19 protein-coding genes are annotated in these 24,173 nt (G+C 70.8%); 14 read left to right on the top strand and 5 right to left on the bottom strand.

Annotation, left to right across the window (positions count from 1 at the left end):
* The first annotated feature begins 78 nt into the window (after nt 1-78).
* The 4 genes from AC07DA_RS10300 to AC07DA_RS10285 all read left to right on the top strand — a co-directional run bounded on the left by AC07DA_RS10300 (nt 79) and on the right by AC07DA_RS10285 (nt 7,649).
* Complete coding sequence (locus AC07DA_RS10300; protein WP_479126421.1) at nt 79-1,299, top strand: sensor histidine kinase; 1,221 nt, start codon at nt 79-81, stop codon at nt 1,297-1,299.
* A complete protein-coding gene (locus AC07DA_RS10295) occupies nt 1,296-1,979 on the top strand; it encodes a response regulator (RefSeq protein ID WP_479126419.1) in 684 nt (227 codons plus the stop codon). The genes AC07DA_RS10300 and AC07DA_RS10295 overlap by 4 nt, the downstream gene beginning before the upstream one ends.
* Before the next feature lie 160 nt (nt 1,980-2,139).
* Nucleotides 2,140-5,271 carry an efflux RND transporter permease subunit gene (locus AC07DA_RS10290; protein WP_479126417.1) on the top strand — a complete coding sequence of 1,044 codons (3,132 nt, stop codon included), beginning with the start codon at nt 2,140-2,142 and terminating at the stop codon, nt 5,269-5,271.
* Between the two features lie 143 nt (nt 5,272-5,414).
* Entirely contained in the window at nt 5,415-7,649 is a 2,235-nt protein-coding gene (locus AC07DA_RS10285) for a protein kinase domain-containing protein (RefSeq protein WP_479126415.1), read from the top strand.
* Nucleotides 7,650-7,668: 19 nt separating this feature from the next.
* On the opposite strand, the gene nadA is transcribed toward AC07DA_RS10285, so the two are convergent.
* Nucleotides 7,669-8,853 (bottom strand): quinolinate synthase NadA, encoded by a 1,185-nt coding sequence (gene nadA, locus AC07DA_RS10280; RefSeq protein WP_479126413.1) that lies wholly within the window; start codon nt 8,851-8,853, stop codon nt 7,669-7,671.
* Between the two features lie 283 nt (nt 8,854-9,136).
* Between nadA and AC07DA_RS10275 the strand changes: the two genes are divergently transcribed.
* Nucleotides 9,137-9,493 carry a HesB/IscA family protein gene (locus tag AC07DA_RS10275; RefSeq protein ID WP_010037217.1) on the top strand — a complete coding sequence of 119 codons (357 nt, stop codon included), beginning with the start codon at nt 9,137-9,139 and terminating at the stop codon, nt 9,491-9,493.
* 114 nt (nt 9,494-9,607) lie between these two features.
* On the opposite strand, the gene AC07DA_RS10270 is transcribed toward AC07DA_RS10275, so the two are convergent.
* Both AC07DA_RS10270 and AC07DA_RS10265 read right to left on the bottom strand, forming a co-directional pair.
* Complete coding sequence (locus AC07DA_RS10270) at nt 9,608-11,083, bottom strand: hypothetical protein (RefSeq protein WP_479126721.1); 1,476 nt, start codon at nt 11,081-11,083, stop codon at nt 9,608-9,610.
* Nucleotides 11,084-11,893: 810 nt separating this feature from the next.
* On the bottom strand, nt 11,894-12,103 hold the full coding sequence (locus AC07DA_RS10265) for a hypothetical protein (RefSeq protein ID WP_479126410.1): 210 nt from the start codon (nt 12,101-12,103) through the stop codon (nt 11,894-11,896).
* A gap of 134 nt (nt 12,104-12,237) precedes the next feature.
* Here AC07DA_RS10265 and AC07DA_RS10260 point away from each other — a divergent pair, with 134 nt between their 5' ends.
* Nucleotides 12,238-13,212 carry a carbohydrate kinase family protein gene (locus tag AC07DA_RS10260; RefSeq protein WP_479126408.1) on the top strand — a complete coding sequence of 325 codons (975 nt, stop codon included), beginning with the start codon at nt 12,238-12,240 and terminating at the stop codon, nt 13,210-13,212.
* A gap of 46 nt (nt 13,213-13,258) precedes the next feature.
* Here AC07DA_RS10260 and AC07DA_RS10255 read toward each other — a convergent pair whose 3' ends face one another.
* Nucleotides 13,259-14,635 carry an aminotransferase class V-fold PLP-dependent enzyme gene (locus tag AC07DA_RS10255; RefSeq protein ID WP_479126406.1) on the bottom strand — a complete coding sequence of 459 codons (1,377 nt, stop codon included), beginning with the start codon at nt 14,633-14,635 and terminating at the stop codon, nt 13,259-13,261.
* A 265-nt stretch (nt 14,636-14,900) separates the two neighbouring features.
* On the opposite strand from AC07DA_RS10255, the gene ctaC reads away from it, so the two are divergent.
* The 4 genes from ctaC to AC07DA_RS10235 all read left to right on the top strand — a co-directional run bounded on the left by ctaC (nt 14,901) and on the right by AC07DA_RS10235 (nt 19,397).
* Nucleotides 14,901-15,866 carry an aa3-type cytochrome oxidase subunit II gene (gene ctaC, locus AC07DA_RS10250; protein WP_383336613.1) on the top strand — a complete coding sequence of 322 codons (966 nt, stop codon included), beginning with the start codon at nt 14,901-14,903 and terminating at the stop codon, nt 15,864-15,866.
* On the top strand, nt 15,863-17,599 hold the full coding sequence (gene ctaD / locus AC07DA_RS10245; protein ID WP_479126404.1) for an aa3-type cytochrome oxidase subunit I: 1,737 nt from the start codon (nt 15,863-15,865) through the stop codon (nt 17,597-17,599). Before ctaC ends, ctaD begins: the two co-directional genes overlap by 4 nt.
* Entirely contained in the window at nt 17,596-17,994 is a 399-nt protein-coding gene (locus AC07DA_RS10240; RefSeq protein ID WP_479126402.1) for a cytochrome c oxidase subunit 4, read from the top strand. Before ctaD ends, AC07DA_RS10240 begins: the two co-directional genes overlap by 4 nt.
* A gap of 146 nt (nt 17,995-18,140) precedes the next feature.
* A complete protein-coding gene (locus AC07DA_RS10235) occupies nt 18,141-19,397 on the top strand; it encodes a L,D-transpeptidase (RefSeq protein ID WP_479126400.1) in 1,257 nt (418 codons plus the stop codon).
* Here AC07DA_RS10235 and AC07DA_RS10230 read toward each other — a convergent pair.
* A complete protein-coding gene (locus tag AC07DA_RS10230) occupies nt 19,394-19,804 on the bottom strand; it encodes a response regulator (protein WP_479126398.1) in 411 nt (136 codons plus the stop codon). The genes AC07DA_RS10235 and AC07DA_RS10230 overlap by 4 nt on opposite strands.
* A 145-nt stretch (nt 19,805-19,949) precedes the next feature.
* Between AC07DA_RS10230 and ctaE the strand changes: the two genes are divergently transcribed.
* The 4 genes from ctaE to qcrB all read left to right on the top strand — a co-directional run bounded on the left by ctaE (nt 19,950) and on the right by qcrB (nt 24,146).
* Nucleotides 19,950-20,570, top strand: coding sequence for an aa3-type cytochrome oxidase subunit III (gene ctaE, locus AC07DA_RS10225; RefSeq protein WP_309095172.1), 621 nt, complete (start codon nt 19,950-19,952; stop codon nt 20,568-20,570).
* A gap of 80 nt (nt 20,571-20,650) precedes the next feature.
* Nucleotides 20,651-21,463, top strand: a complete 813-nt coding sequence (gene qcrC, locus AC07DA_RS10220) for a cytochrome bc1 complex diheme cytochrome c subunit (RefSeq protein ID WP_479126396.1) — start codon at nt 20,651-20,653, stop codon at nt 21,461-21,463.
* Nucleotides 21,460-22,527 carry a cytochrome bc1 complex Rieske iron-sulfur subunit gene (gene qcrA, locus AC07DA_RS10215; protein WP_479126394.1) on the top strand — a complete coding sequence of 356 codons (1,068 nt, stop codon included), beginning with the start codon at nt 21,460-21,462 and terminating at the stop codon, nt 22,525-22,527. The genes qcrC and qcrA overlap by 4 nt, the downstream gene beginning before the upstream one ends.
* A complete protein-coding gene (qcrB, locus tag AC07DA_RS10210; protein ID WP_479126392.1) occupies nt 22,524-24,146 on the top strand; it encodes a cytochrome bc1 complex cytochrome b subunit in 1,623 nt (540 codons plus the stop codon). The genes qcrA and qcrB overlap by 4 nt, the downstream gene beginning before the upstream one ends.
* Nucleotides 24,147-24,173: the final 27 nt, after the last annotated feature.

Genomic DNA, 24,173 nt, shown 5'->3' with positions numbered 1-24,173 from the left:
GGCCCCGGCCACCGCCCGGAGCACCTCGCACCCGGCCCCCGTACCCCCGCACCCCCACCCCGGCTACCGTGAACACCCGTGAGCACCCTCGCGCGGGCCCGGTGCCGGGCCAAGGCGCACCCCCTGGCCATGGACGCCGTCCTCGCCGCAGCCGTCCTGGTCTGCATGGTCGCCGGCTCGTTCGTCGAGCCCCGCCACCGCGACACCGTCAGCTGGGCCCTGCGCACCCCCGACCTGCTCAGCCTCGTGCTGATGGCCCTCGGCGGGGCCGCCCTGGTCTTCCGCCGCCGCGCCCCGCTGACCGTCCTCGCCCTCACCGGCGCCGTCTCCGTCGTCGAGTCCGTCACCGGTGACCCCCGCACCCCCGTCGCGATGTCCGCGGTCATCGCCCTGTACACCGTCGCCTCCACCACCGACCGCCCCACCACCTGGCGGGTCGGCCTGCTCACCATGACCGTGCTGACCGGTACCGCGATGGTCGCCGGCAGCCTCCCCTGGTACGCCCAGGAGAACCTGGCGATCTTCGCCTGGACGGGCATCGGCGCCACCGCCGGTGACGCCGTCCGCAGCCGCCGCGCCTTCGTCCAGGCCATCCGCGAACGCGCCGAACGCGCCGAACGCACCCGCGAGGAGGAGGCCCGCCGCCGGGTCGCCGAGGAGCGCCTGCGCATCGCCCGCGACCTGCACGACGTCGTCGCCCACCACATCGCCCTGGTCAACGTCCAGGCCGGGGTGGCCGCCCACGTCATGGACAAGCGCCCCGACCAGGCCAAGGAGGCCCTCGCGCACGTCCGCGAGGCCAGCCGCTCCGCCCTCAACGAACTGCGCGCCACCGTCGGCCTGCTCCGCCAGTCCGGCGACCCGGAGGCCCCCACCGAGCCCGCCCCGGGCCTGGACCGCCTCGACGAACTCACCGGCACCTTCCGCAACGCGGGCCTGCACGTCGAGGTCGCCCGCGCCGACCAGGGCACCACCCTGCCCGCGGCCGTCGACCTGGCCGCCTACCGGATCATCCAGGAAGCCCTCACCAACGTGCAGAAGCACGCCGGAACGCAGGCCAAGGCGGAGGTCAGCGTGGTACGGGTCGGGCCGAACATCGAGATCACCGTCCTCGACGACGGCGGCGGCGCGGACGAGGCCCCGCACAGCGGCGGCGGGCACGGACTGCTCGGCATGCGCGAGCGCGTCACCGCCCTGAACGGCACCCTCACCACTGGTCCCCGCTACGGCGGCGGCTTCCGCGTCCATGCCATCCTGCCCGTCAAGAGCCGCACATCCACCGGGGAGGACCCCGCATGACCATCCGTGTCCTGCTCGCCGACGACCAGGCGCTGCTGCGCAGCGCCTTCCGGGTGCTCGTCGACTCCGAGCCCGACATGGAGGTGGTGGGCGAGGCCTCCGACGGGGCGGAGGCGGTACGGCTGACGAAGGAGCAGCGCGCCGACGTCGTCCTGATGGACATCCGCATGCCCGGCACCGACGGTCTGGCCGCGACCCGCATGATCAGCGCCGACCCGGCCCTCGCCGATGTCCGGGTGGTCATCCTGACCACGTTCGAGGTGGACGACTACGTCGTGCAGTCGCTGCGCGCCGGCGCCTCCGGCTTCCTCGGCAAGGGCTCCGAGCCGGAGGAACTGCTGAACGCCATCCGGATCGCGGCCGGCGGCCAGGCCCTGCTCTCCCCGGCGGCCACCACGGGCCTGATCGCCCGCTTCCTCGCCCAGGGCGACCCGGCCGACGACAACCGCGACCCGGCCCGCGGCGAGCGGCTCGACTCGCTGACCGTCCGGGAGCGCGAGGTGCTCGTCCAGGTCGCCGGCGGCCACTCCAACGACGAGATCGCCGAGCGGCTGGAGGTCAGCCCGCTGACGGTGAAGACACACGTCAACCGGGCCATGGCCAAGCTGGGCGCCCGTGACCGGGCCCAACTGGTGGTCATCGCGTACGAGTCGGGCCTGGTCCGTCCAAGGGTGGAGTGAACGCGAGCCGGCCGTACTGCGCCGGGAGTATGCACCGCATAAGGAACGGGACCTGCGGCCTACGGAACGGGCCCCGGCCATGGCTCAGGGTGTAGGGGCGGGCGCTCATCTGCGCGCCCGCTGCCGCTTCTGCCGCTAAACAGAAGAGAGACCCTGACCCATGTCCTGGCTGTCGAGATTCAGCCTCGCGCAACGGGCCCTGATAGGGCTGATGTCGATCATCGCGCTCGTCTTCGGGGCGATCGCGATACCCCAGCTCAAGCAGCAGCTGCTGCCCACCATCGAACTGCCCATGGTGTCCGTGCTGGCGCCGTACCAGGGCGCGTCCCCGGACGTGGTCGAGAAGCAGGTCGTCGAACCCATCGAGGACAGTCTCGAAGCCGTCGACGGCATCAGCGGCGTCACCTCCACCGCCAGCGAGGGCAACGCCGTGATCATGGCGTCCTTCGACTACGGCAACGACACCGAGCAGCTGGTCGCCGACGTCCAGCAGGCCGTCAACCGGGCCCGCGTGCAGCTCCCGGACGACGTCGACCCGCAGGTCGTCGCCGGCTCCACGGACGACATCCCGACCGTGGTCCTCGCCGTCACCTCCGACCGCGACCAGCAGGCCCTGGCCGACCAGCTCGACCGGACCGTCGTGCCGGAGCTGAAGGGCATCGACGGCGTCGGCCAGGTCACCGTCGACGGCGTGCGCGACCTCCAGGTCACCGTCACGCCCGACGACGCGAAGCTGGCCAAGGCCGGCCTGACCTCGCAGTCCCTCGCCCAGGCGCTCCAGGCGGGCGGCGCGACCGTCCCGGCCGGCTCCTTCGACGAGGGCGGCGCCAACCGCACCGTCCAGGTCGGCGGCGGCTTCACCTCCCTGCAGCAGATCCAGGACCTGCGGGTCACGGGCGAGCCCGGCAAGGGCGAGCCGGTGCGGCTCGGCGACGTCGCCGCGGTGAAGCAGCAGGAGGCCCCGGCCGACTCCCTCACCCGCACCGACGGCAGGCCCAGCCTCGCCGTCGCCGTCACGATGGACCGCGACGGCAGCGCGGTCGCCATCTCCGACGCCGTCCAGGACAAGCTCCCCGACCTGCGCAAGGACCTCGGCTCCGGGGCGACCCTCACGGTCGTCAGCGACCAGGGCCCGGCCGTGTCCAAGTCCATCAAGGGCCTGACCACCGAAGGCGCGCTGGGTCTGCTCTTCGCGGTCCTGGTGATCCTGGTCTTCCTGGCCTCGGTCCGCTCCACCCTCGTCACGGCGGTGTCCATCCCGCTGTCCGTGGTCCTCGCCCTGATCGTGCTGTGGACCCGCGACCTGTCGCTGAACGTCCTCACCCTGGGCGCGCTGACCATCGCCATCGGCCGGGTCGTCGACGACTCGATCGTGGTCCTGGAGAACATCAAGCGCCACCTCGGCTACGGCGAGGAGCGCCAGTCGGCCATCCTCACCGCGGTGCGCGAGGTCGCGGGCGCGGTGACGTCCTCCACACTCACCACGGTCGCCGTGTTCCTGCCGATCGGCCTGGTCGGCGGCATGGTGGGCGAGCTGTTCGGCTCGTTCAGCCTCACCGTCACGGCCGCGCTGCTGGCGTCCCTGCTGGTCTCCCTGACGGTCGTACCGGTGCTGTCCTACTGGTTCCTGCGGCCCCCCAAGGGCACCCCGGAGGACGCGGACGAGGCACGCCGGATCGCCGAGGAGAAGGAGGCCAGGAGCCGCCTGCAGCGGATCTACGTCCCGGTCCTGCGCTTCGCCACCCGCCGCCGCCTGACCAGCGTGGCCATCGCGGTCGTCGTCCTGGTCGGCACCTTCGGCATGGCGCCGCTGCTGAAGACCAACTTCTTCGACCAGGGCGAGCAGGAGGTCCTCACCGTCAAGCAGGAGCTGAAGCCCGGCACCAGCCTGGCCACGACCGACGCCCAGGCCAAGAAGGTCGAGAAGCTGCTCGCCGGCACCGACGGGGTCAAGGACTACCAGGTCACGATCGGCTCGTCCGGCTTCATGGCGGCCTTCGGAGGCGGCACCGACACCAACCAGGCCTCGTACCAGGTGATGCTGGAGGACTCGGCGTCCTACGAGGACGTCCAGGACCGCATCGAGAAGGGCCTGGCCGGGCTGAAGGGCATCGGCACCACCACCATCACCGCCGGGGACGGCTTCGGCGCCCAGGACCTGAGCGTCGTGGTGAAGGCCGCCGACGCCGGCGTCCTGCGCACGGCGTCCGAGCAGGTCCGCGAGACGGTCGCCGCCCTCGACGACGTCACGGACGTCACCAGCGACCTGGCCACCAGCGTCCCGCGCATCTCGGTCAGGGCCAACGACAAGGCGGCCGCGGCCGGTTTCGACGACCAGACCCTCGGTGCCGCCGTCGCCCAGGCCGTCCGCGGCACCACCGCCGCCAAGGCGGTCCTGGACGACACCGAGCGCGACGTCGTCATCCGCTCGGCGAAGCCCGCGCGGACCCTGAAGGAGCTCCAGGGCCTGCGCCTGGGCGCGGTGAGGCTGGGCGACATCGCGACGGTGAAGGTGGTCGACGGGCCGGTCTCCATGACCCGCATCGACGGCCAGCGCGCCGCCACCATCACCGCCAAGCCGACCGGCGACAACACCGGCGCCGTCAGCACCGAACTCCAGTCGGAGATCAACGCGCTGAAGCTCCCGGACGGCGCCACCGCGTCGATCGGCGGTGTCTCCGAGGACCAGGACGAGGCGTTCGCCAACCTGGGCCTGGCGATGCTCGCGGCCATCGCGATCGTCTTCCTGCTGCTGGTCGGCACCTTCCGGTCCCTGGCCCAGCCGCTGATCCTGCTCGTGTCCATCCCGTTCGCCGCCACCGGCGCGATCGGCCTGCTGGTGGCGACCGGCACCCCGATGGGCGTCCCGGCGATGATCGGCATGCTGATGCTGATCGGCATCGTGGTCACGAACGCGATCGTGCTGATCGACCTCATCAACCAGTACCGCAAGCAGGGTCACGGCATCGTCGAGGCCGTGGTCGAGGGCGGCCGGCACCGTCTGCGGCCCATCCTCATGACGGCCCTGGCGACCATCTTCGCCCTGCTGCCGATGGCCCTCGGCATCACCGGTGAGGGCGGCTTCATCGCCCAGCCGCTGGCCGTGGTGGTGATCGGCGGCCTGGTCACCTCGACGCTGCTCACCCTGCTGCTGGTGCCGACGCTGTACGCGATGCTGGAACTCCGCAAGGAGCGCCGGGCGGAGAAGCGCGCGGCCAAGCGGGCGAAGAAGGCGGGGGACCGGTCCGGGGCGGCGCCGTCCTCGGACGAGCCGGAGCGCGCGTCCGTCTGACCCCGCGCTGGCCGGTGAGCCCGTACGACACGCGGCCCGGAGGCCGGGGCCCGAACCGGAGGGATCGGTTCGGGCCCCGGCCTCCGCCGTGTCGCCGTTACGTATCCTGACCCGGACTGCATGGCGGGGGAGAGGAACCGGGCGTGCCGCTGCAGAAGGACGACCCGAAGTCGGTCGGCGGGTACAAGCTGGTCGGGCGCCTCGGGTCCGGGGGCATGGGGGTCGTCTACCGCGGCCGGGCCCGCTCGGGGCGCGAGGTCGCCGTGAAGGTGGTGCACGCCCAGTACGCGGAGGACGCGGTCTTCCGCGCCCGCTTCCGCCAGGAGATCGAGGCCGTCCGCAAGGTGAGCGGCGCCTTCACCGCACCGGTCCTGGACGCCGACCCGGAGGCGGTCCGGCCCTGGATGGCCACCCAGTACGTGCCCGGACCCTCCCTCGCGGCGCTGATCCGGGAACAGGGCCCGCTGCGCGGCACCGCACTGCGCCGGCTGGCGCTCGGACTGGTGGAGGCGCTGCGGGACATCCACCGGGCGGGGGTGGTGCACCGGGATCTCAAACCGGCGAACGTGCTGATGGCCGAGGACGGCCCGCGCGTCATCGACTTCGGCATCTCGCGCGCGGCCGAGAACCACCACACCCTGACCGAGACCGGCCAGATGATCGGCACCCCGCCGTTCATGTCGCCGGAGCAGCTCACCGACGCCCGCTCGGTGGGCCCGGCCTCCGACGTGTTCTCCGTGGGCGCCCTGCTCGTGTACTCGAGCACCGGCCGCGGCCCCTTCGACGCCGACAGCCCCTATCTGACGGCCTACCGGGTGGTGCACGACGCGCCCGTCCTGGACGGCGTCCCGGAGCCCCTGCACCCGCTGCTGGAGCGCTGCCTCGCCAAGGACCCCGCGGACCGGCCCGGACTGGACCACCTGGCCTCGGAGTTCGTGACCGCGCTGCCGGAGACGAGCCCGGACGACCAGGCCACCGTGGCACTGCGCAGGGACGAGGCGGCCCTGGTCAGCACCCGGCCCGCCGCGGTCGCCGACCCCGGCCCCCCGGCTTCCGGGCAACGCCGGGGCGGTGCCCGGCGGTTGCGGGCCACGGCCGCTGCGGCGACCGCCCTCGCGCTCGGCCTGACGGGCTATCTGCTGCTCGGGCCCGGACGCGGCGAGGACGACTCCCGCACGGGGACGGGCACCACCGGCTCCACGCCCTCCCGCTGGACGACCGTCCCGGCCGGATGGAGCCCTTGGCAGACCACGGTGTACGCCACCGCCGCGCGGGGCGTGAAGGAGGGAGACGGCATCGCCGACGCCGGGACGATGAGCGGCCCGGCGTGCGAGGTGTACGAGGGCGCCGTCTACTGCGCCGGCGACGGGATCCTGCCCGTGCGTCTGGACGCCCTGACGGGAAGGGCCCGCTGGCGCGCCGACGTGCTGCCGCCCGGTACGGGCGAGGGGGCGTACAGCTTCTCCGTACTGGGCCTCACGGACGACGCGCTGCTGGTCGAGCAGATCTACACTCCCCACCGCGGGGACGACGTCAAGGTCACGGTCGCCGCCCTCGACGCCCGGACGGGCAAGCGGCTGTGGCAGCGCACGGTGAACGTCGAGGCGGTACGCCCGTACGTCTCGGGCGACCTCGTGATCGTCCCGGACGACGGCGGCCGCTCGGTGACCGCCCGCTCGCCGCGCACCGGCGACGAGCGCTGGACGGCGCCCCTGCCCGAGGGGCAGTACTGCCGTCCGGCGGCCACCGTCGACAACCGCTACCTGGAGTGCGCCCCCGACTCGGTCGCCTCCGACGAGACGATCCTGCTCGGGCCGGACCCGGCCGACGGCTCCGCACGGCGTCTGACGGTGCCCAGCGGCAGGACCCTGGTCGGCGGCCTCGACGGTCGTCTGCTGTTCCTCGAACCGACCGAGGACGAGCAGGACGAGGCGTTCGCCGGGATCCGGCTGCTGGATCCGGACACCGGCGAGGCACACGTGACGAAGCTGGCGGAGCGGTTCGAGGGCAACGCGACGCTCTCGGACGGCACCCTGTGGTTCGCGACGTCCTCCGGGCAGGTCACCGCGGTGTCGGCCCGCACCGGAGAGCGGCTGTGGCAGACCCGCACGAGCCTCGAACAGCCCAGCGACGTCACCCACGACCCGCGTGCCCGCGTGGTCTACCTGTCCAGCGCCAGCGGCCGGGTCGCCGCCCTGGACACGGCGAAGGGCACGCTGCTGTGGGAGATCCTGCCGCGCGCCCGGCGGGTGACGAACCAGGGCTGGTCGCGCTCGGAAGTGCTCCTGCACGAGGGCGCCCCGGTCGTCGTCACCGCGGACGGCGACGTCTTCACCCTCGACCCGGCCCACCCCGACCGGAAACCCGTCCCGGGGTGAGCCGCACCAGTCGCGAGGGCTACGGCAGGGCCAGCATCCGTTCCAGCGCCAGCTTCGCGAACGCCTCCGTCTCCTTGTCGACCTCGATGCGGTTGACCAGCTTGCCCTCGGCCAGGGACTCCAGGGCCCACACCAGGTGGGGGAGGTCGATGCGGTTCATGGTCGAGCAGAAGCAGACCGTCTTGTCGAGGAAGACGATCTCCTTGCCCTCCGGCGCGAAACGGTTCGCCAGGCGGCGGACCAGGTTCAGCTCCGTGCCGATGGCCCACTTCGAGCCGGCCGGCGCGGCCTCCAGGGCCTTGATGATGTACTCCGTCGAACCGACGTAGTCGGCCGCGGCCACGACCTCGTGCCTGCACTCGGGGTGCACCAGGACGTTCACGCCCGGGATGCGCTCGCGCACGTCGTTGACGGAGTCCAGGCTGAAGCGGCCGTGCACCGAGCAGTGGCCGCGCCACAGGATCATCTTCGCCGCGCGCAGCTCCTCGGCGGTCAGGCCGCCGTTGGGCTTGTGCGGGTTGTAGACGACGCAGTCCTCCAGGGACATGCCCATGTCGCGGACCGCGGTGTTGCGCCCGAGGTGCTGGTCGGGCAGGAACAGCACCTTCTCGCCCTGCTCGAACGCCCAGTCCAGGGCCCGCTTGGCGTTGGACGAGGTGCAGATCGTGCCGCCGTGCTTGCCCGTGAACGCCTTGATGTCGGCGGACGAGTTCATGTACGAGACGGGCACGACCTGCTCGGCTATCCCGGCCTCGGTCAGCACGTCCCAGCACTCGGCGACCTGCTCGGCCGTCGCCATGTCGGCCATCGAGCAGCCGGCGGCGAGGTCGGGCAGCACGACCTTCTGGTCGTCGGACGTCAGGATGTCCGCGGACTCCGCCATGAAGTGCACACCGCAGAACACGATGTACTCGGCCTCCGGGCGCGCCGCCGCGTCCCGGGCCAGCTTGAACGAGTCACCGGTCACGTCGGCGAACTGGATGACCTCGTCGCGCTGGTAGTGGTGGCCGAGCACGAAGACCTTGTTCCCGAGCTTCTCCTTCGCCCGGCGCGCGCGCTCCACCAGGTCCGGGTCGGACGGGGAGGGCAGGTCGCCGGGACACTCCACGCCGCGCTCGCTCCTCGGGTCGGCCTCGCGGCCGAGGAGCAGCAGGGCGAGGGGCGTCGGCTGTACGTCGAGCTCCTGGGTCTGGGCGGTGGTCACGACACGCACCCTTTCTGTTTCCGGCGACTTTTCGTCGATTTGACGCTATCTATCATAACCGCTTCACGTCACTTTGACGATGCCCATAGCGTCTGTGTGACGTGAATCCCGGCGGACCGCCGTTCATTCCCGCGAGGACCGGGAAAGAGGCGTTTTCCGGTTCCCGGCGCGTGTGCGAGCATGAAAAGGAGCCGAGATCGAGCGCCGGGCGCGGAATGAATCCGCGGCCCCGCCGGTTGGAACCGTCGGCAAGCAGTCTCCGTACAACCCGGGAGAGATGTAGATGTCCGTATCGGACGAGACCAGCACCGTCACCGACGGCATCATCCTGACCGACGCCGCCGCGTCCAAGGTCAAGGCGCTGCTCGACCAGGAAGGCCGCGACGACCTCGCGCTGCGCGTCGCCGTCCAGCCCGGCGGCTGCTCCGGCCTGCGCTACCAGCTCTTCTTCGACGAGCGTTCCCTCGACGGAGACGTGGAGAAGGACTTCGGCGGTGTGAAGGTGGTCACCGACCGCATGAGCGCCCCCTACCTGGGCGGTGCCACGATCGACTTCGTGGACACCATCGAGAAGCAGGGCTTCACGATCGACAACCCGAACGCGACGGGTTCCTGCGCCTGCGGCGACTCCTTCAGCTGAGCCGCCCGGCCGCCCCGCGGCGGCAGCGGACACGACGAAGGCGGCGGCCCCCTCCGACGGGGCCGCCGCCTTCGCGCTGCACCGGTGGCGCCCTTCAGCCGGCCGCGCTCCTCCTCACCGGCGCGTCGGGGGCGCCGGAAGCCGCGCGCCCTCCTTGGCCAGCGGGACCGCCTCGCCGTCCGCGTCCACGACCTTCCGGTCGCCGAGCGGCTCGTCGAGCTGCACCGTCTTCTGGAACTGCTTGGCGATCAGGATGCAGACCGCGTCCGGCCAGGCCGTCGACGTCACCGTGACCTTCACCTCGCCGTCCTTCTCCTTTGCCGTCACGTCGTAGTCGGCACACACCCCGCCGGTGAACGTCACGGTCAGCTCCGCGCCCTCGGCCCGGTAGCCGTCCGCCTTCACCTCGCGCGGCCCGTCGGACGTCGGCCGGTCGCCCGGCTCGCCCGGCTTGCTCGGCTCGCTCGGCTCCGGGGAGGCCAGGTACGCCGGGTCGACCGCCGGGTACGTCACGGTGAAAGGATCCTTCGCGCCCGGCGCCGTCACCTCGAACAGCCAGGACGGCACGAGCGCCTGGCGCCCGTCCACGACGTGCGCGGCCAGCCCGAACACCGCGTCCCGGACCGTCACGGTGTCCCGCTGCGGGGTGCCGCTCGCCGACGGCCCGCAGGGGTCCTCCCGGCCCTCCTCCAGCGGCACGGGGCTCGCGCAGCCGCCGATGCCCGCGCGGGGGTCGCTCTTCGGCCGCCCCTCCATCAGTTTCAGCGCCCGCTCCGCGCCGACCACCGGGTAGGTGTCGCCCTTCACCGGAGTCTTGAGCTGACCGCTGCCGCCGACCACCGAACCGTCGGCACCGACGGTGATCCCGGTCGTCCAGCCGTGCGTGGGCAGTCCGCCGACGTCGGGGGCGGCGTTCACCACCCGCTGGGCGCCCATGACCTGGCTCGCGTCGACCTTCGCGTCGTCCTGACCCAAGGCCTTCAGCACCGGCGCCGCGGCCTCCTCCGCCGCGTCCTCGCCCACCGGGGTGCCGCCGCTGCGCGGGGCGGCGCAGGTGTCGGTGCCCTTGCAGTCGTCGGTGCCCGGGGCGTACCGGCTGAACGTCCAGGTACCCGGCGCCTGCCGGTTCACCTGCAGGGTCGGTCCCGAGCCGTCCTGGCCGCCGATCTTCCAGACGTCGCCCTGCGCGACGGGCGTCCCCTCGACGCCGAGGGCCCTGGCCAGCCGGGTCACGTCGGCCGCGGCGACCTCGCCGAGCGCCCGGTACACCGGGGCCTCGCCGGGGCCCTTCGGCAGGGTGCCGCCGACCCGGTAGGTGACGCCGTAGGGGTTGGGCTCACCCGGCGCGACGCCGTTGCCGCCGTCCGTGGAGTCCGTGTACCCGTCGAGCGCGAGCGGAGGGGGAGCGCCGTCCCCGTCCGACGCGCCGGGCGTCGTCCCACCGCCCGAGCCGCCGGACGCGTTGGAGGCGAGCCAGGCCCCGCCACCGCCGATCAGCAGCACGGCGGCGGCGACGGAGGCGATGATCGCGGGCGTACGCGGCCGCCGCCCCCCGCCCTGCCGCACCTGGTCCCCGGCCTCACGGGGCAGGTCGTGGACCGCGCCCGGGCCGGAGCCGGGACGGGCTTCCGCGCTACCGGAAGTGTCCCTTCCGCTCTCGCCCGCAGAGACGGGGCCGCGACCGGCACCGGTCTCCGTGCTGTCCGGTGCGGGACCGGGACCGGGACCGGGACCGGCTTCCGCGCCCCCGGAGCCGTCCGGGCCGGTGTCGCCGGCCGGGGCCGGGCCGGCGCCGGTGTTGTCCGCCGCCGTGGCGCGTTCCGTTGCCGGGGCCGCGCCGTCGTGGCTCTCCGGGGCGCTGTCACCCTCCCGAGCCGCACCGCCCGCGACACCGGGCGACTCGGCCGCCTCGGCGTCTGCGGCCCGCGTGGCCTCGGCATCAGCGACCCGCGCCCCCTCGACGTCAGCGGCCCGCACGGCCGCCGCGTCGGCAACCCGCACGGCCTCCGCGTCAGCGTCGGCCCGCGTACGGGCACCCGGCGTCCCGGCGGCGTCCACGGCGCCGCCGGTCGCTGCGGACTCGCCCACCCCGTCGGTCCCCGCGGACGCGGCAACCCCGTCGGACCCGGTGGACCCGTCGGACCCGGTGGACTCCGGGGCCGCGGGCTCCGCCCCGCCCGGCTCCGGGACGTCCGCGGTACCGGCGGCGCCCGCTTCCCTGGCGTCGTCGTGGTCGGGTCGCTCGGTGTTCACCGCATCGCTCCTTCTGCTGCACAGCTGTCCCATGGGACCCGGCCCGCCCGGAATCAGGGCCGTCGGTGGGTCGTATCCCGCCTCCCCTTTACGGGGGACGGCGATGGGACGCAGCGGGGGAGCTCGCGGTTCCCGGGCGTGCGCCGCTCAGTCCCCGTAATCCGCCATGGCGTCGAGCAGCCGCGCCGACGACGGCGGTACCGTCACACCGTGGATCAGGGCCGGCGAGACCGGCCGGGCGGCCCCCCGGTCGGGCACCGCCCAGTGCGGAGCCATCCGCGCCCCGTATCCCGGCAGCGACGCCAGCTCGCCTTCGAGATCGACCGGAACAGGGGGCTGGACCTTGAGGTTCGTCATACCGGCACCGTATGCACGCCGGGACTCACGGAGAAAGATCTACTATCGGGTAGTTTCGCTGCCTTCAGCGCGGCCCGCCCACCCGATAGCGTGAAGCGTCAAGGCCCGCCTCCCTCTCCAGGAGAATCCTCGCCGTGCGCATCGCAGTCACCGGCTCCATCGCCACCGACCACCTCATGACCTTCCCCGGCCGCTTCGCCGACCAGCTCGTAGCGGACCAGCTGCACACGGTCTCGCTGTCGTTCCTGGTCGACAAGCTCGACGTCCGCCGCGGCGGCGTCGCCGCGAACATCGCCTTCGGGATGGGGCAGCTCGGCACCCGGCCGATCCTGGTCGGCGCCGCCGGCGCGGACTTCGACGAGTACCGGGCCTGGCTGGAGCGGCACGGCGTCGACACCGACTCCGTCCGCATCTCCGACACGCTGCACACCGCCCGCTTCGTGTGCACCACCGACGCCGACCACAACCAGATCGGCTCCTTCTACACGGGCGCCATGAGCGAGGCCCGCCTCATCGAGCTGAAGACCGTCGCCGACCGGGTCGGCGGTCTCGACCTGGTCTCCATCGGCGCGGACGACCCGGAGGCCATGCTCCGGCACACCGAGGAGTGCCGCGCCCGGTCCATCCCGTTCGCCGCCGACTTCTCGCAGCAGATCGCCCGGATGGACGGCGAGGAGATCCGCATCCTGCTGGACGGGGCGACGTACCTCTTCTCCAACGAGTACGAGAAGGGCCTCATCGAGACCAAGACGGGCTGGAGCGACGAGGAGATCCTCTCCCGGGTCGGCCACCGGGTCACCACCCTCGGCGCCCGGGGCGTCCGCATCGAGCGGGCCGGCGACGAACCGATCGAGGTCGGCACGCCGGACGAGGAGCGCAAGGCCGACCCCACCGGCGTCGGCGACGCCTTCCGCGCCGGGTTCCTCTCCGGTCTGGCCTGGGGCGTCTCCCTGGAGCGCGCCGCTCAGGTCGGCTGCATGCTGGCGACCCTCGTCATCGAGACGGTGGGGACGCAGGAGTACCAGCTGCGCCGGGGCCACTTCATGGAGCGCTTCACCAAGGCGTACGGGGACGAGGCGGCCGCGGAGGTCCGGGCACACCTCGGGTGAGGGACCCCGGCCGCGGGCCGGGACGGCCCCGCGCCCCCGAACTGCTTCAGGTAGCCCGGCGGACCACGTACGCGACCCCCCGGTCCGCCGGCTCCTCCCCCACGTACTGCTGGTTCCTCATCTCGCACCACGCCGGGATGTCCAGCCGCGCCGCCTCGTCGTCCGACAGGACCCGGACCAGGCCGCCCACCGGTACGTCGCCGATCACCTTGGCCAGCTCGATGACGGGGATCGGGCAGCGCTTGCCGAGGGAGTCCACGACGAGGACGTCCTCCTCGCGGGCGACCGCCGCGGTGGGGGCACCGAGCTTCTCCCGAACCGCCGCCACCGCGCCGGGCAGCACCTCCAGGAACCTCTCCACGTCCTCCTCGGCCGCCCCCGCCGGCAGCGAAACCCGCACATTTCCCTCACTGAGCACTCCCATCGCCCGCAGCACGTGGCTGGGCGTCAGGGTGCTGCTCGTGCAGGACGATCCGGACGAAACGGAGAAACCCTCCCGGTCCAGCTCGTGCAGCAGCGCCTCCCCGTCGACGTAGAGGCAGGAGAAGGTGACCACGCCGGGCAGCCGGCGCACCGGATCGCCGACCACCTCCACGTCGGGCACCAGCCGCGGCACCCGGGTCCGGATCCGCTCCGTCAGTTCCCGCAGCCGCGCGGCCTCGGCGGCCGCCTCGGCCCGTACGGCCCGCAGGGACGCGGCCGCCGCCACGATCGCCGGGAGGTTCTCGAAGCCGGGCGCCCGCCCCGACTCGCGCTCGTCCACCGGCCCTTGCGCCGAGAACCGCACCCCCTTGCGCACCACGAGCAGCCCGACCCCGGACGGGCCGCCCCACTTGTGCGCGCTGGCGGTCAGCAGCGACCAGTCACCGTCCACCGGCCCCCACCCGAGCGACTGCGCCGCGTCCACCAGCAACGGCACCCCGGCCTCCCGGCACACCCGGGCCACTTCGGCGACCGGCTGCTCGGTCCCCACCTCGTGGTTGGCCGACTGCAGACACGCCAGGGCGGTGTCGGCGCGCAGGGCGTCGGCGTACGCCGCCGGATCCACCGCCCCGCTCCGGTCCACCGCCACCTGCGTGACCGAACCGCCCGCCGCCTCGTGCGCCTCGGCCGAATGAAGCACCGAAGAGTGTTCGACCGCTGACACGATCAGGTGGTGCCCGGTCCGCCGCCGGCCGGCCAACGCGCCCGCGACGCCCGCGTGCACGGCACGGGTCCCGGACGAGGTGAACACCAGCTCGTCCGCCCGGCACCCCACCGCCTCGGCGGCCGCCTCCCGCGCCGCGTCCAGCAGCATCCGGGCCCGCCGCCCCTCCCGGTACAGCCGGGCGGGGTCCGCCCACCCCTCGTCCAGGGAGGCCAGCAGCGCCTGGCGGGCGACGGGATGGAGCGGAGCAGCGGAAGCAGCGTCGAAGTAGGCCACACCGCAACGCTAGAACGTCCGGGCGAGCGGCGGACCCCCAGGGGCGCTGGGAACTGCGCGAACAACCGCAAACACCCCGCAGCCGCCAAACCAGCGAACCACCCACCCCACTAGGCACCCCTCCCCGAGAACCCCCGGAGGGCGTCGGCTAGGGTTTGGTCCGCATAAACATCCAAACCCCTGCCCGACGCAGGGCGGCGACCGACCAGCGAGAAGGCCAGGCCGCAGCCGATCCGCGCGGGCGAGACTCTCGGGAAGGCGCTACGTGAGTCCCAACGGCTCCGACCGCTCGCCGCGGCGCCCGATGCGGCGGAAGCTGCTGCAGGCACTGACCGCGGGCCTGGTCTTGGCGACAGCCACCGGTTGCTCGTACAACTGGGAAGACTTCCCCCGCCTTGGTATGCCCACCCCGACCACGGAAGAGGCTCCGCGGATCCTCTCCCTGTGGCAGGGGTCCTGGGCGGCTGCGCTCGCCGTCGGCGTGCTGGTGTGGGGTCTGATCCTGTGGAGTGCTTTCTTCCACCGGCGCAGCCGCACCAAGGTCGAGGTTCCTCCGCAGACCCGGTACAACATGCCCATCGAGGCGCTGTACACGGTCGTCCCGCTCATCATCGTCTCGGTGCTGTTCTACTTCACCGCCCGCGACGAGTCCGAGCTGCTCAGCCTCAAGAAGAAGCCCGACGTCACGGTCAACGTGGTCGGCTTCCAGTGGAGCTGGTGCTTCAACTACATCGAGCCGGTCGCCGGTTCCACGGGTGACGCCAAGAAGTCCCCGGAGCTGGAGGCGGTGCCGGAACGCTTCAAGAAGGACTTCCCGGCGAACGCCGGCGGTGTCTACAACTGCGGCACGCCGGGTGAGCGCAACCCGCAGACCGGCAACCCCGGCCCCACCCTGTGGCTGCCCGAGGGCAAGACGGTCCGCTTCGTGCTGACCTCGCGTGACGTCATCCACTCCTTCTGGGTGGTGCCGTTCCTGATGAAGCAGGACGTCATCCCGGGCCACCCGAACGCCTTCCAGGTGACTCCCAACAAGCAGGGCACCTTCCTGGGCAAGTGCGCCGAGCTCTGCGGCGTCGACCACGCCCGGATGCTGTTCAACGTGAAGGTTGTCTCCCCGGAGCGTTACGAGCAGCACCTGAAGGAGCTCGCCGAGAAGGGCCAGACCGGTTACGTGCCTTCCGGGATCGAGCAGACGGAACACGAGAGGAACCGGGAGGCGAACATCCTGTGAGCATCCTCAACGAACCCCAGAGTGCCGCGGCAGCAGGGTCCCACTACGAGGACGAGCTGCCGGTCCGGCGCCAGAACCGCGGCAGTGTCGTGGTCAAGTGGCTGACGACGACGGATCACAAGACGATCGGCACGCTGTACCTGGTGACGTCGTTCGCGTTCTTCGTCATCGGTGGCGTGATGGCGCTGTTCATGCGCGCCGAGCTGGCCCGGCCGGGTCTGCAGATCATGTCGAACGAGCAGTTCAACCAGGCGTTCACGATGCACGGCACGATCATGCTGCTGATGTTCGCGACGCCGCTGTTCGCGGGCTTCGCGAACTGGATCATGCCGCTGCAGATCGGCGCGCCGGACGTGGCGTTCCCGCGGCTGAACATGTTCGCCTACTGGCTGTACCTGTTCGGCTCGCTCATCGCGGTGGGCGGTTTCCTCACCCCGCAGGGCGCGGCCGACTTCGGCTGGTTCGCCTACAGCCCGCTGTCGGACGCGGTCCGCTCCCCGGGCATCGGCGCCGACATGTGGATCATGGGTCTGGCCTTCTCCGGCTTCGGCACCATCCTCGGCTCGGTCAACTTCATCACCACGATCATCTGCATGCGCGCACCCGGCATGACGATGTTCCGCATGCCGATCTTCACCTGGAACGTGCTGCTGACCGGTGTGCTGGTGCTGCTGGCCTTCCCGGTGCTGGCCGCGGCCCTGTTCGCGCTGGAGGCGGACCGCAAGTTCGGCGCCCACATCTTCGACTCCGCCAACGGCGGCGCGTTGTTGTGGCAGCACCTGTTCTGGTTCTTCGGCCACCCCGAGGTGTACATCATCGCGCTGCCGTTCTTCGGCATCATCAGTGAGGTCATCCCGGTCTTCTCCCGCAAGCCGATGTTCGGCTACACGGGCCTGATCGGCGCGACGATCGCCATCGCGGGCCTGTCCGTGACGGTGTGGGCGCACCACATGTACGTCACCGGCGGTGTGCTGCTGCCGTTCTTCTCCTTCATGACGTTCCTCATCGCGGTCCCGACCGGTGTGAAGTTCTTCAACTGGATCGGCACCATGTGGAAGGGCTCGCTGTCCTTCGAGACGCCGATGCTCTGGGCCACCGGCTTCCTGATCACCTTCACCTTCGGTGGTCTGACCGGTGTCATCCTGGCCTCGCCACCGATGGACTTCCACGTCTCCGACTCGTACTTCGTGGTGGCCCACTTCCACTACGTCGTCTTCGGCACCGTGGTCTTCGCGATGTTCTCCGGCTTCCACTTCTGGTGGCCGAAGTGGACCGGCAAGATGCTGGACGAGCGCCTCGGCAAGATCACGTTCTGGACGCTGTTCATCGGCTTCCACGGCACGTTCCTGGTGCAGCACTGGCTGGGCGCCGAGGGCATGCCGCGCCGGTACGCCGACTACCTGGCGGCCGACGGCTTCACCGCGCTGAACACGATCTCGACGATCAGCTCCTTCCTGCTCGGCATGTCGATCCTGCCGTTCTTCTACAACGTGTGGAAGACGGCCAAGTACGGCAAGCCGGTCGGCGTCGACGACCCGTGGGGCTACGGCCGCTCCCTGGAGTGGGCCACCTCCTGCCCGCCGCCCCGCCACAACTTCATCACCATGCCGCGGATCCGCAGTGAATCCCCGGCGTTCGACCTGCACCACCCGGAGATCGCCGCCCTCGACCAGCTCGAGAACGTGGGCCACGGCGACAAGGCTCTGGCTGGCGGCAAGGAGGCCGGCAAGTGAAGATCCAGGGCAAGATGTTCATGTGGCTGAGCGTCTTCATCCTCGTCATGGCGATCGTCTATGGCTGGTGGTCGAAGGAGCCGGCCGGCACCACGGCCCTCTTCCTGTCGTTCGGCCTGGCCATCATGATCGGCTTCTACCTCGGCTTCACGGCCAAGCGGGTCGACGTGGGCGCCCAGGACGACAAGGAGGCGGACGTCGCCGACGACGCCGGCGAGGTCGGGTTCTTCAGCCCGCACAGCTGGCAGCCGCTCTCCCTGGCCGTCGGTGGCGCCCTGGCCTTCCTGTCCGTCGCCATCGGCTGGTGGCTGATGTACTTCTCGCTGCCGATCATCCTGATCGGCATCTGGGGCTGGGTCTTCGAGTACTACCGCGGTGAGAACCGCACCCAGTAGCCCGCACCGAGCGCCGCAGGGGCCCGGACACTCCGTGAGGAGCGTCCGGGCCCCTGTTCGTGCGGCTCCTGCTTCCGACGCAATCCATGTCACTCGTACGAGTCAGTCGGCGTGCCACGGTTGACGCGGCTTCCTAGCGTGAGGCCATGAGCCACACAGCGATGCCCCGCCCCCGCACTGCCGTCAGCTGCACGTTGCTGGTCATAGCCCTCTGCGCGGGCGCCACCGCCTGCGGCTCCGACGGCAACCCCCTCTCCGCCCGTCCCTACGACGCGGCCGACCAGATCTCCTTCAACGCCCCGGACGGCGGCCGCGGGAAGGCCGACCCGGACAAGCCCCTGGAGGTCGTCGCCGAGGACTCCGACGGACGCATCACCGACGTCACCGCCCAGGACGCGTCAGGACGCCACGTGGCGGGCGAGCTCGCCGCCGACGGACGCCGCTGGCACAGCACCTCGCCGCTGGCCGCCAACGCCAGCTACACGGTCCGGGTGAGCACCGAGGACGAGGACGGCGCACCCGGCCGCAAGGTCCTCACCTTCGACACCGGCAGGCCGGCCACCAAGAAGCACCTGGACGTCACCTTCGGGCCCAAGCAGGGCACCTACGGCGTCGGCCAGCCCATCACGGCCGAGCTCAGCCGGCCGGTCCGGGACAAGGCCCAGCGGGCCGTCGTCGAACGCGCGCTGAAGGTCTCCTCCACGCCCGCCACGGACGGCGCCTGGCACTGGGTGGACGACAGGAAGCTCCACTACCGCCCGAAGGACTACTGGCCCGCCCGGGCCACCATCCAAATCCGCAGCAACCTGGAGGGCATCAAGATCGGCGACCGCATGTGGGGCGGCAGGGCCAAGCCGCTGACCCTCACCACCGGCGACAAGGTCGTCGCCGTCACGGACGCCGCGGCCCACCAGATGACCGTCTACAGGAACGACGAGGTCGTCCGCCAGATCCCGGTCACCACGGGCATGCCCGGCTACGACACCCGCAACGGCGTCAAGGTCGTCCTCGCCAAGGAGGGCACCGTCCGCATGACCAGCGCCAGCATCGGCGCCTCGGACTTCTACGACCTGATCGTCCACCACTCGGTCCGCGTCACCAACAGCGGCGAGTACGTCCACGCCGCCCCCTGGTCCGTCGGCTCCCAGGGCTACGCCAACGTCAGCCACGGGTGCACCGGCATGAGCACCGAGAACGCCGCCTGGTTCTACGAGAACATCCGCGAGGGCGACATCGTCAAGGTCGTCAACTCCGCCGGCGACACCATGGCCCCCTTCGGCAACGGCTACGGCGACTGGAACCTCGACTGGACGAAGTGGCGCACCGGCAGCGCGCTGGTCGGCGGGACCCCGGAGGGCCCCACCCCGGCGGACAGGGCCCGCCTGCGCCCGCAGAGCGTCTAGACGCCCTGGGTGTCCAGAGCCGTCCGCTCCCGCAGCAGGGAGGCCAGGGCGGAGGCGAACTCCACCGGCTCCACCGGCAACGCCACCGCCGCCTCGGCCCGGCTCCACGTCGCCAGCCAGGCGTCCTGCGGCCGCCCGATCAGCAGCAGCACCGGAGGGCAGTCGAAGATCTCGTCCTTGATCTGCCGGCAGACGCCCATGCCCCCCATGGGCACGGCCTCCCCGTCCAGCACGCAGACGTCGATCCCGCCCCGGTCCAGCTCCTTGATCACCGCCGCCGGGGTCGCGCACTCCACGAACTCCACCACTGGGACGTCCGGAGCCGGGCGGCGGCCGGTCGCGAGCCGCACCTGTTCGCGGGTGTTGGAGTCGTCGCTGTAGACCAGCACCGTGGCGGTCGGCTGCATTGTTCCTCCGTGACGTCAGCGTCGTAAGGACAGGCCCGTTGGGCCGGATGCTACTCCCTTGAACACCACGTCAACACCGGTACGACCGGCTTAGACACTCCGAACGGCACCCCCCGGAGTGAGGGCGGGATAAGCGACCGACATAATGTCGGTCGTGGCGACAGCAACGACAGTAGAAACCGGGCACGCGCACCCGTCGGTCAACCGGCCGAACCTCACCAGCGTCGGGACCATCATCTGGTTGAGTTCCGAGCTGATGTTCTTCGCGGCCCTCTTCGCGATGTACTTCACCCTGCGATCGGTGACCGGTCCTGACTTCTGGCAGGAGAAGGCCGATGCCCTGAACTTCCCGTTCTCGGCGACGAACACCACGATCCTGGTGCTCTCCTCGCTCACCTGCCAGCTCGGCGTCTTCGCCGCCGAGCGCGGTGACGTGAAGAAGCTCCGGATGTGGTTCATCGTCACCTTCATCATGGGTGCGATCTTCATCGGAGGCCAGGTCTTCGAGTACACCGAGCTGGTCAAGCACGAGGGCCTGTCCCTCTCGTCCGACCCGTACGGCTCGGTCTTCTACCTGACCACCGGCTTCCACGGCCTGCACGTGACGGGCGGTCTCATCGCCTTCCTGCTGGTCCTGGGCCGGACCTACGCGGCCCGGAGGTTCACCCACGAGCAGGCGACCGCCGCGATCGTCGTGTCCTACTACTGGCACTTCGTCGATGTCGTCTGGATCGGCCTCTTCGCCACGATCTACATGATCAAGTAGCAGGGCCCGCATCCGCCGCGCCCGACGAGGCGCGCATCCCAGAAGCATCGACGCAGAAGATCCTGACACCGGGGTAATCCGTGAAAAAGCTCTCCGCACGACGACGCCACCCGATGGCAGCGCTCGTCGTCCTACTCCTCGCGCTGGCATGCACCGGGGGGCTGTACGCCGCGTTCGCACCCGCGAGCAAGGCGCAGGCCGACGAATCCGCCCAGTCCCTCACCATCGAGGAGGGCAAGAAGCTCTACGCCGTCGGCTGCGCCAGTTGCCACGGCACCGGCGGTCAGGGCACCTCCGACGGCCCGAGCCTGGTGGGTGTGGGCGCCGCGTCCGTCGACTTCCAGGTGGGCACGGGCCGTATGCCGGCCGCCACCTCCCAGGGTCCGCAGGTCCCGAAGAAGAAGAACATCTACACCCAGGCCGAGATCGACCAGCTCGCGGCGTACATCGCCTCGCTGGGCGCCGGTCCGGCCGTCCCGACCGAGGACCAGTACAGTCCCGAGGGCGCGGACATCGCCAAGGGCGGTGAGCTGTTCCGCACCAACTGCGCGCAGTGCCACAACTTCACCGGCAAGGGCGGTGCGCTCACGCACGGCAAGTACGCGCCGAGCCTCGAGGGCGTCTCCCCGAAGCACATCTACGAGGCCATGCAGACCGGCCCGCAGAACATGCCGTCCTTCCCCGACACCACGCTGTCGGTGAAGAACAAGCAGGACATCATCGCGTACCTCGACGCGGTCAACAGCGAGAAGACCGAGAACCCCGGTGGCCTCGAACTGGGCGGTCTCGGACCGGTCAGCGAGGGCCTCTTCGGCTGGATCTTCGGTCTCGGCGGGCTGATCGCCGTCGCCGTGTGGGTCGCCGCCCGGACCGCAAAGGCCAAGAAGTCATGAGTAGCCAAGACATTCCAGAAGAGAACCTGCCCGCCGCGCAGTCCGCAGGACACGACGAGCACGGCGTGGTCAGCGTCGCGGACGAGAAGCACCCGTTCGCCGACCCGGGCCTGCCGCCCCACGAGCACCGGATCCAGGACATCGACGAGCGGGCCGCCAAGCGGTCCGAGCGCTCGGTCGCCCTGATGTTCACGGTGTCGATGCTGGCCACCATCGCCTTCATCGCCGCGTTCGTGGCGATCCCGGTCGACAAGTCGGTCTACATCTTCCCGCTCGGCCACATCAGCGCCCTGAACTTCGCGCTGGGCCTCACGCTCGGCATCGCGCTGTTCTGCATCGGCGCGGGCGCCGTCCACTGGGCGCGCACCCTGATGTCGGACGTGGAGATCGCCGACGAGCGGCACCCGATCGAGGCCACCCCCGAGGTCCGCGAGAAGGTCTTCGCGGACTTCAAGCAGGGTGCCAAGGAGTCCGCGCTCGGCCGCCGCAAGCTGATCCGCAACACCATGCTCGGCGCGCTCACGCTCGTGCCGCTCTCCGGTGTCGTGCTGCTGCGCGACCTCGGCCCGCTGCCCGGCGAGAAGCTCCGCCACACGCTGTGGTCCAAGGGCAAGCTGCTCGTGAACATGAACACGAACCAGCCGCTGCGTCCCTCGGACGTCGCCGTCGGTTCGCTCACCTTCGCCAAGCCCGAGGGCCTGGAGGAGCACGACCACGGGTTCCAGAACGAGATCGCCAAGGCCGCCCTGATGATCGTCCGGATCCAGCCGGAGAACATCAAGGACAAGCGCGAGCTCGAGTGGTCGCACGAGGGCATCGTCGCGTACTCGAAGATCTGCACCCACGTCGGCTGCCCGATCTCCCTGTACGAGCAGCAGACGCACCACGTGCTCTGCCCCTGCCACCAGTCCACCTTCGACCTCTCCGACGGTGCCCGAGTGATCTTCGGCCCCGCCGGTCACGCCCTGCCGCAGCTCCGCATCGGCGTGAACGACGAGGGCTACCTCGAGGCGCTCGGCGACTTCGAAGAGCCCGTCGGCCCTGCTTTCTGGGAGCGCGGATGAGCACTGCACAGACACGCCGCAAGGCGCCCGCCGGAGAGCGGGTCGCCGACTGGGCCGACGGCCGCCTGGGGATCTACTCCCTGGCCAAGGCCAACATGCGCAAGATCTTCCCGGACCACTGGTCCTTCATGCTGGGTGAGATCTGCCTCTACAGCTTCATCATCATCATCCTGACGGGTGTGTACCTGACGCTGTTCTTCCACCCGTCGATGAACGAGGTGGAGTACCACGGCAGTTACGTCCCGATGCAGGGCGTGCTGATGAGTGAGGCGTACGCCTCCACGCTGGACATCAGCTTCGACGTCCGCGGCGGTCTGCTCATCCGGCAGATCCACCACTGGGCGGCGATCATCTTCCTCGCCGGCATGTTCGTGCACATGATGCGCGTCTTCTTCACCGGCGCGTTCCGCAAGCCGCGCGAGATCAACTGGCTGTTCGGCTTCCTGCTGTTCGTCCTCGGCATGTTCACCGGGTTCACCGGCTACTCGCTCCCGGACGACCTGCTCTCCGGCACCGGTGTCCGCTTCACGCAGGGCGCGATCCTGTCCATGCCGATCGTCGGCACGTACATCTCGATGTTCCTGTTCGGCGGGGAGTTCCCGGGCACGGACTTCGTCGCCCGGTTCTACTCGATCCACATCCTGCTGCTGCCGGGCATCATGCTCGGGCTCGTGGTCGGCCACCTGATCCTGGTCTTCTACCACAAGCACACGCAGTTCGCGGGTCCCGGACGGACCAACAAGAACGTCGTCGGCATGCCGCTGCTGCCGGTCTACATGGCCAAGGCCGGAGGCTTCTTCTTCCTGGTCTTCGGTGTCATCGCGGCCATCGCCGGTCTCTTCACCGTCAACCCGATCTGGGCCCTGGGCCCCTACCGGGCCGACCAGGTGTCGACGGGCGCCCAGCCCGACTGGTACATGGGCTTCGCCGAGGGTCTGGTCCGCGCCATGCCGGGCTGGGAGATCAACTTCTGGGGCCACACGCTCGTCCTGGGCGTGTTCATCCCACTGGTCCTGTTCGGGCTGTTCCTCGCGATCATCGCCCTGTACCCGTTCATCGAGTCGTGGATCACCGGGGACAAGCGCGAGCACCACATCCTCGACCGGCCGCGCAACGCTCCGACCCGCACCGCCTTCGGTGTCGCCTGGATCACGGCGTACATGATCATGCTGATCGGCGGTGGCAACGACATCGTCGCCACGCACTTCCACCTGTCGATCAACGCGGTCACCTGGTTCGTCCGGATCGGGTTCTTCGCCGGACCGGTCATCGCGTTCGTCATCACCAAGCGGATCTGCCTCGGCCTGCAGCGCCGGGACAAGGACAAGGTGCTGCACGGCCGCGAGTCGGGCATCATCAAGCGCCTGCCGCACGGCGAGTTCATCGAGGTGCACGAGCCGCTCAGCCAGGAGCAGATGTACACGCTCACGGCGCACGAGCAGTACAAGCCGGTCGAGCTCGGCCCGACGGTCGACGAGAACGGTGTCGAGCGCAAGGTGAAGGGCTCCGAGAAGCTGCGCGCCAAGCTGAGCGACGCCTACTACGGCGAGGGCGCCCAGATCCCGAAGCCCACCGTCGAGGAGTACCGGGAGATCACGAGCGGCCACGGCCACCACTGATCGCTGCTTCGCCACGCCACAGGAGGG

This window comes from Streptomyces sp. NPDC044921 (assembly GCF_056432865.1).
The sequence above is the reverse complement of the archived record's forward strand: the minus strand, read 5'-3'. Positions and strand labels throughout refer to the sequence as shown.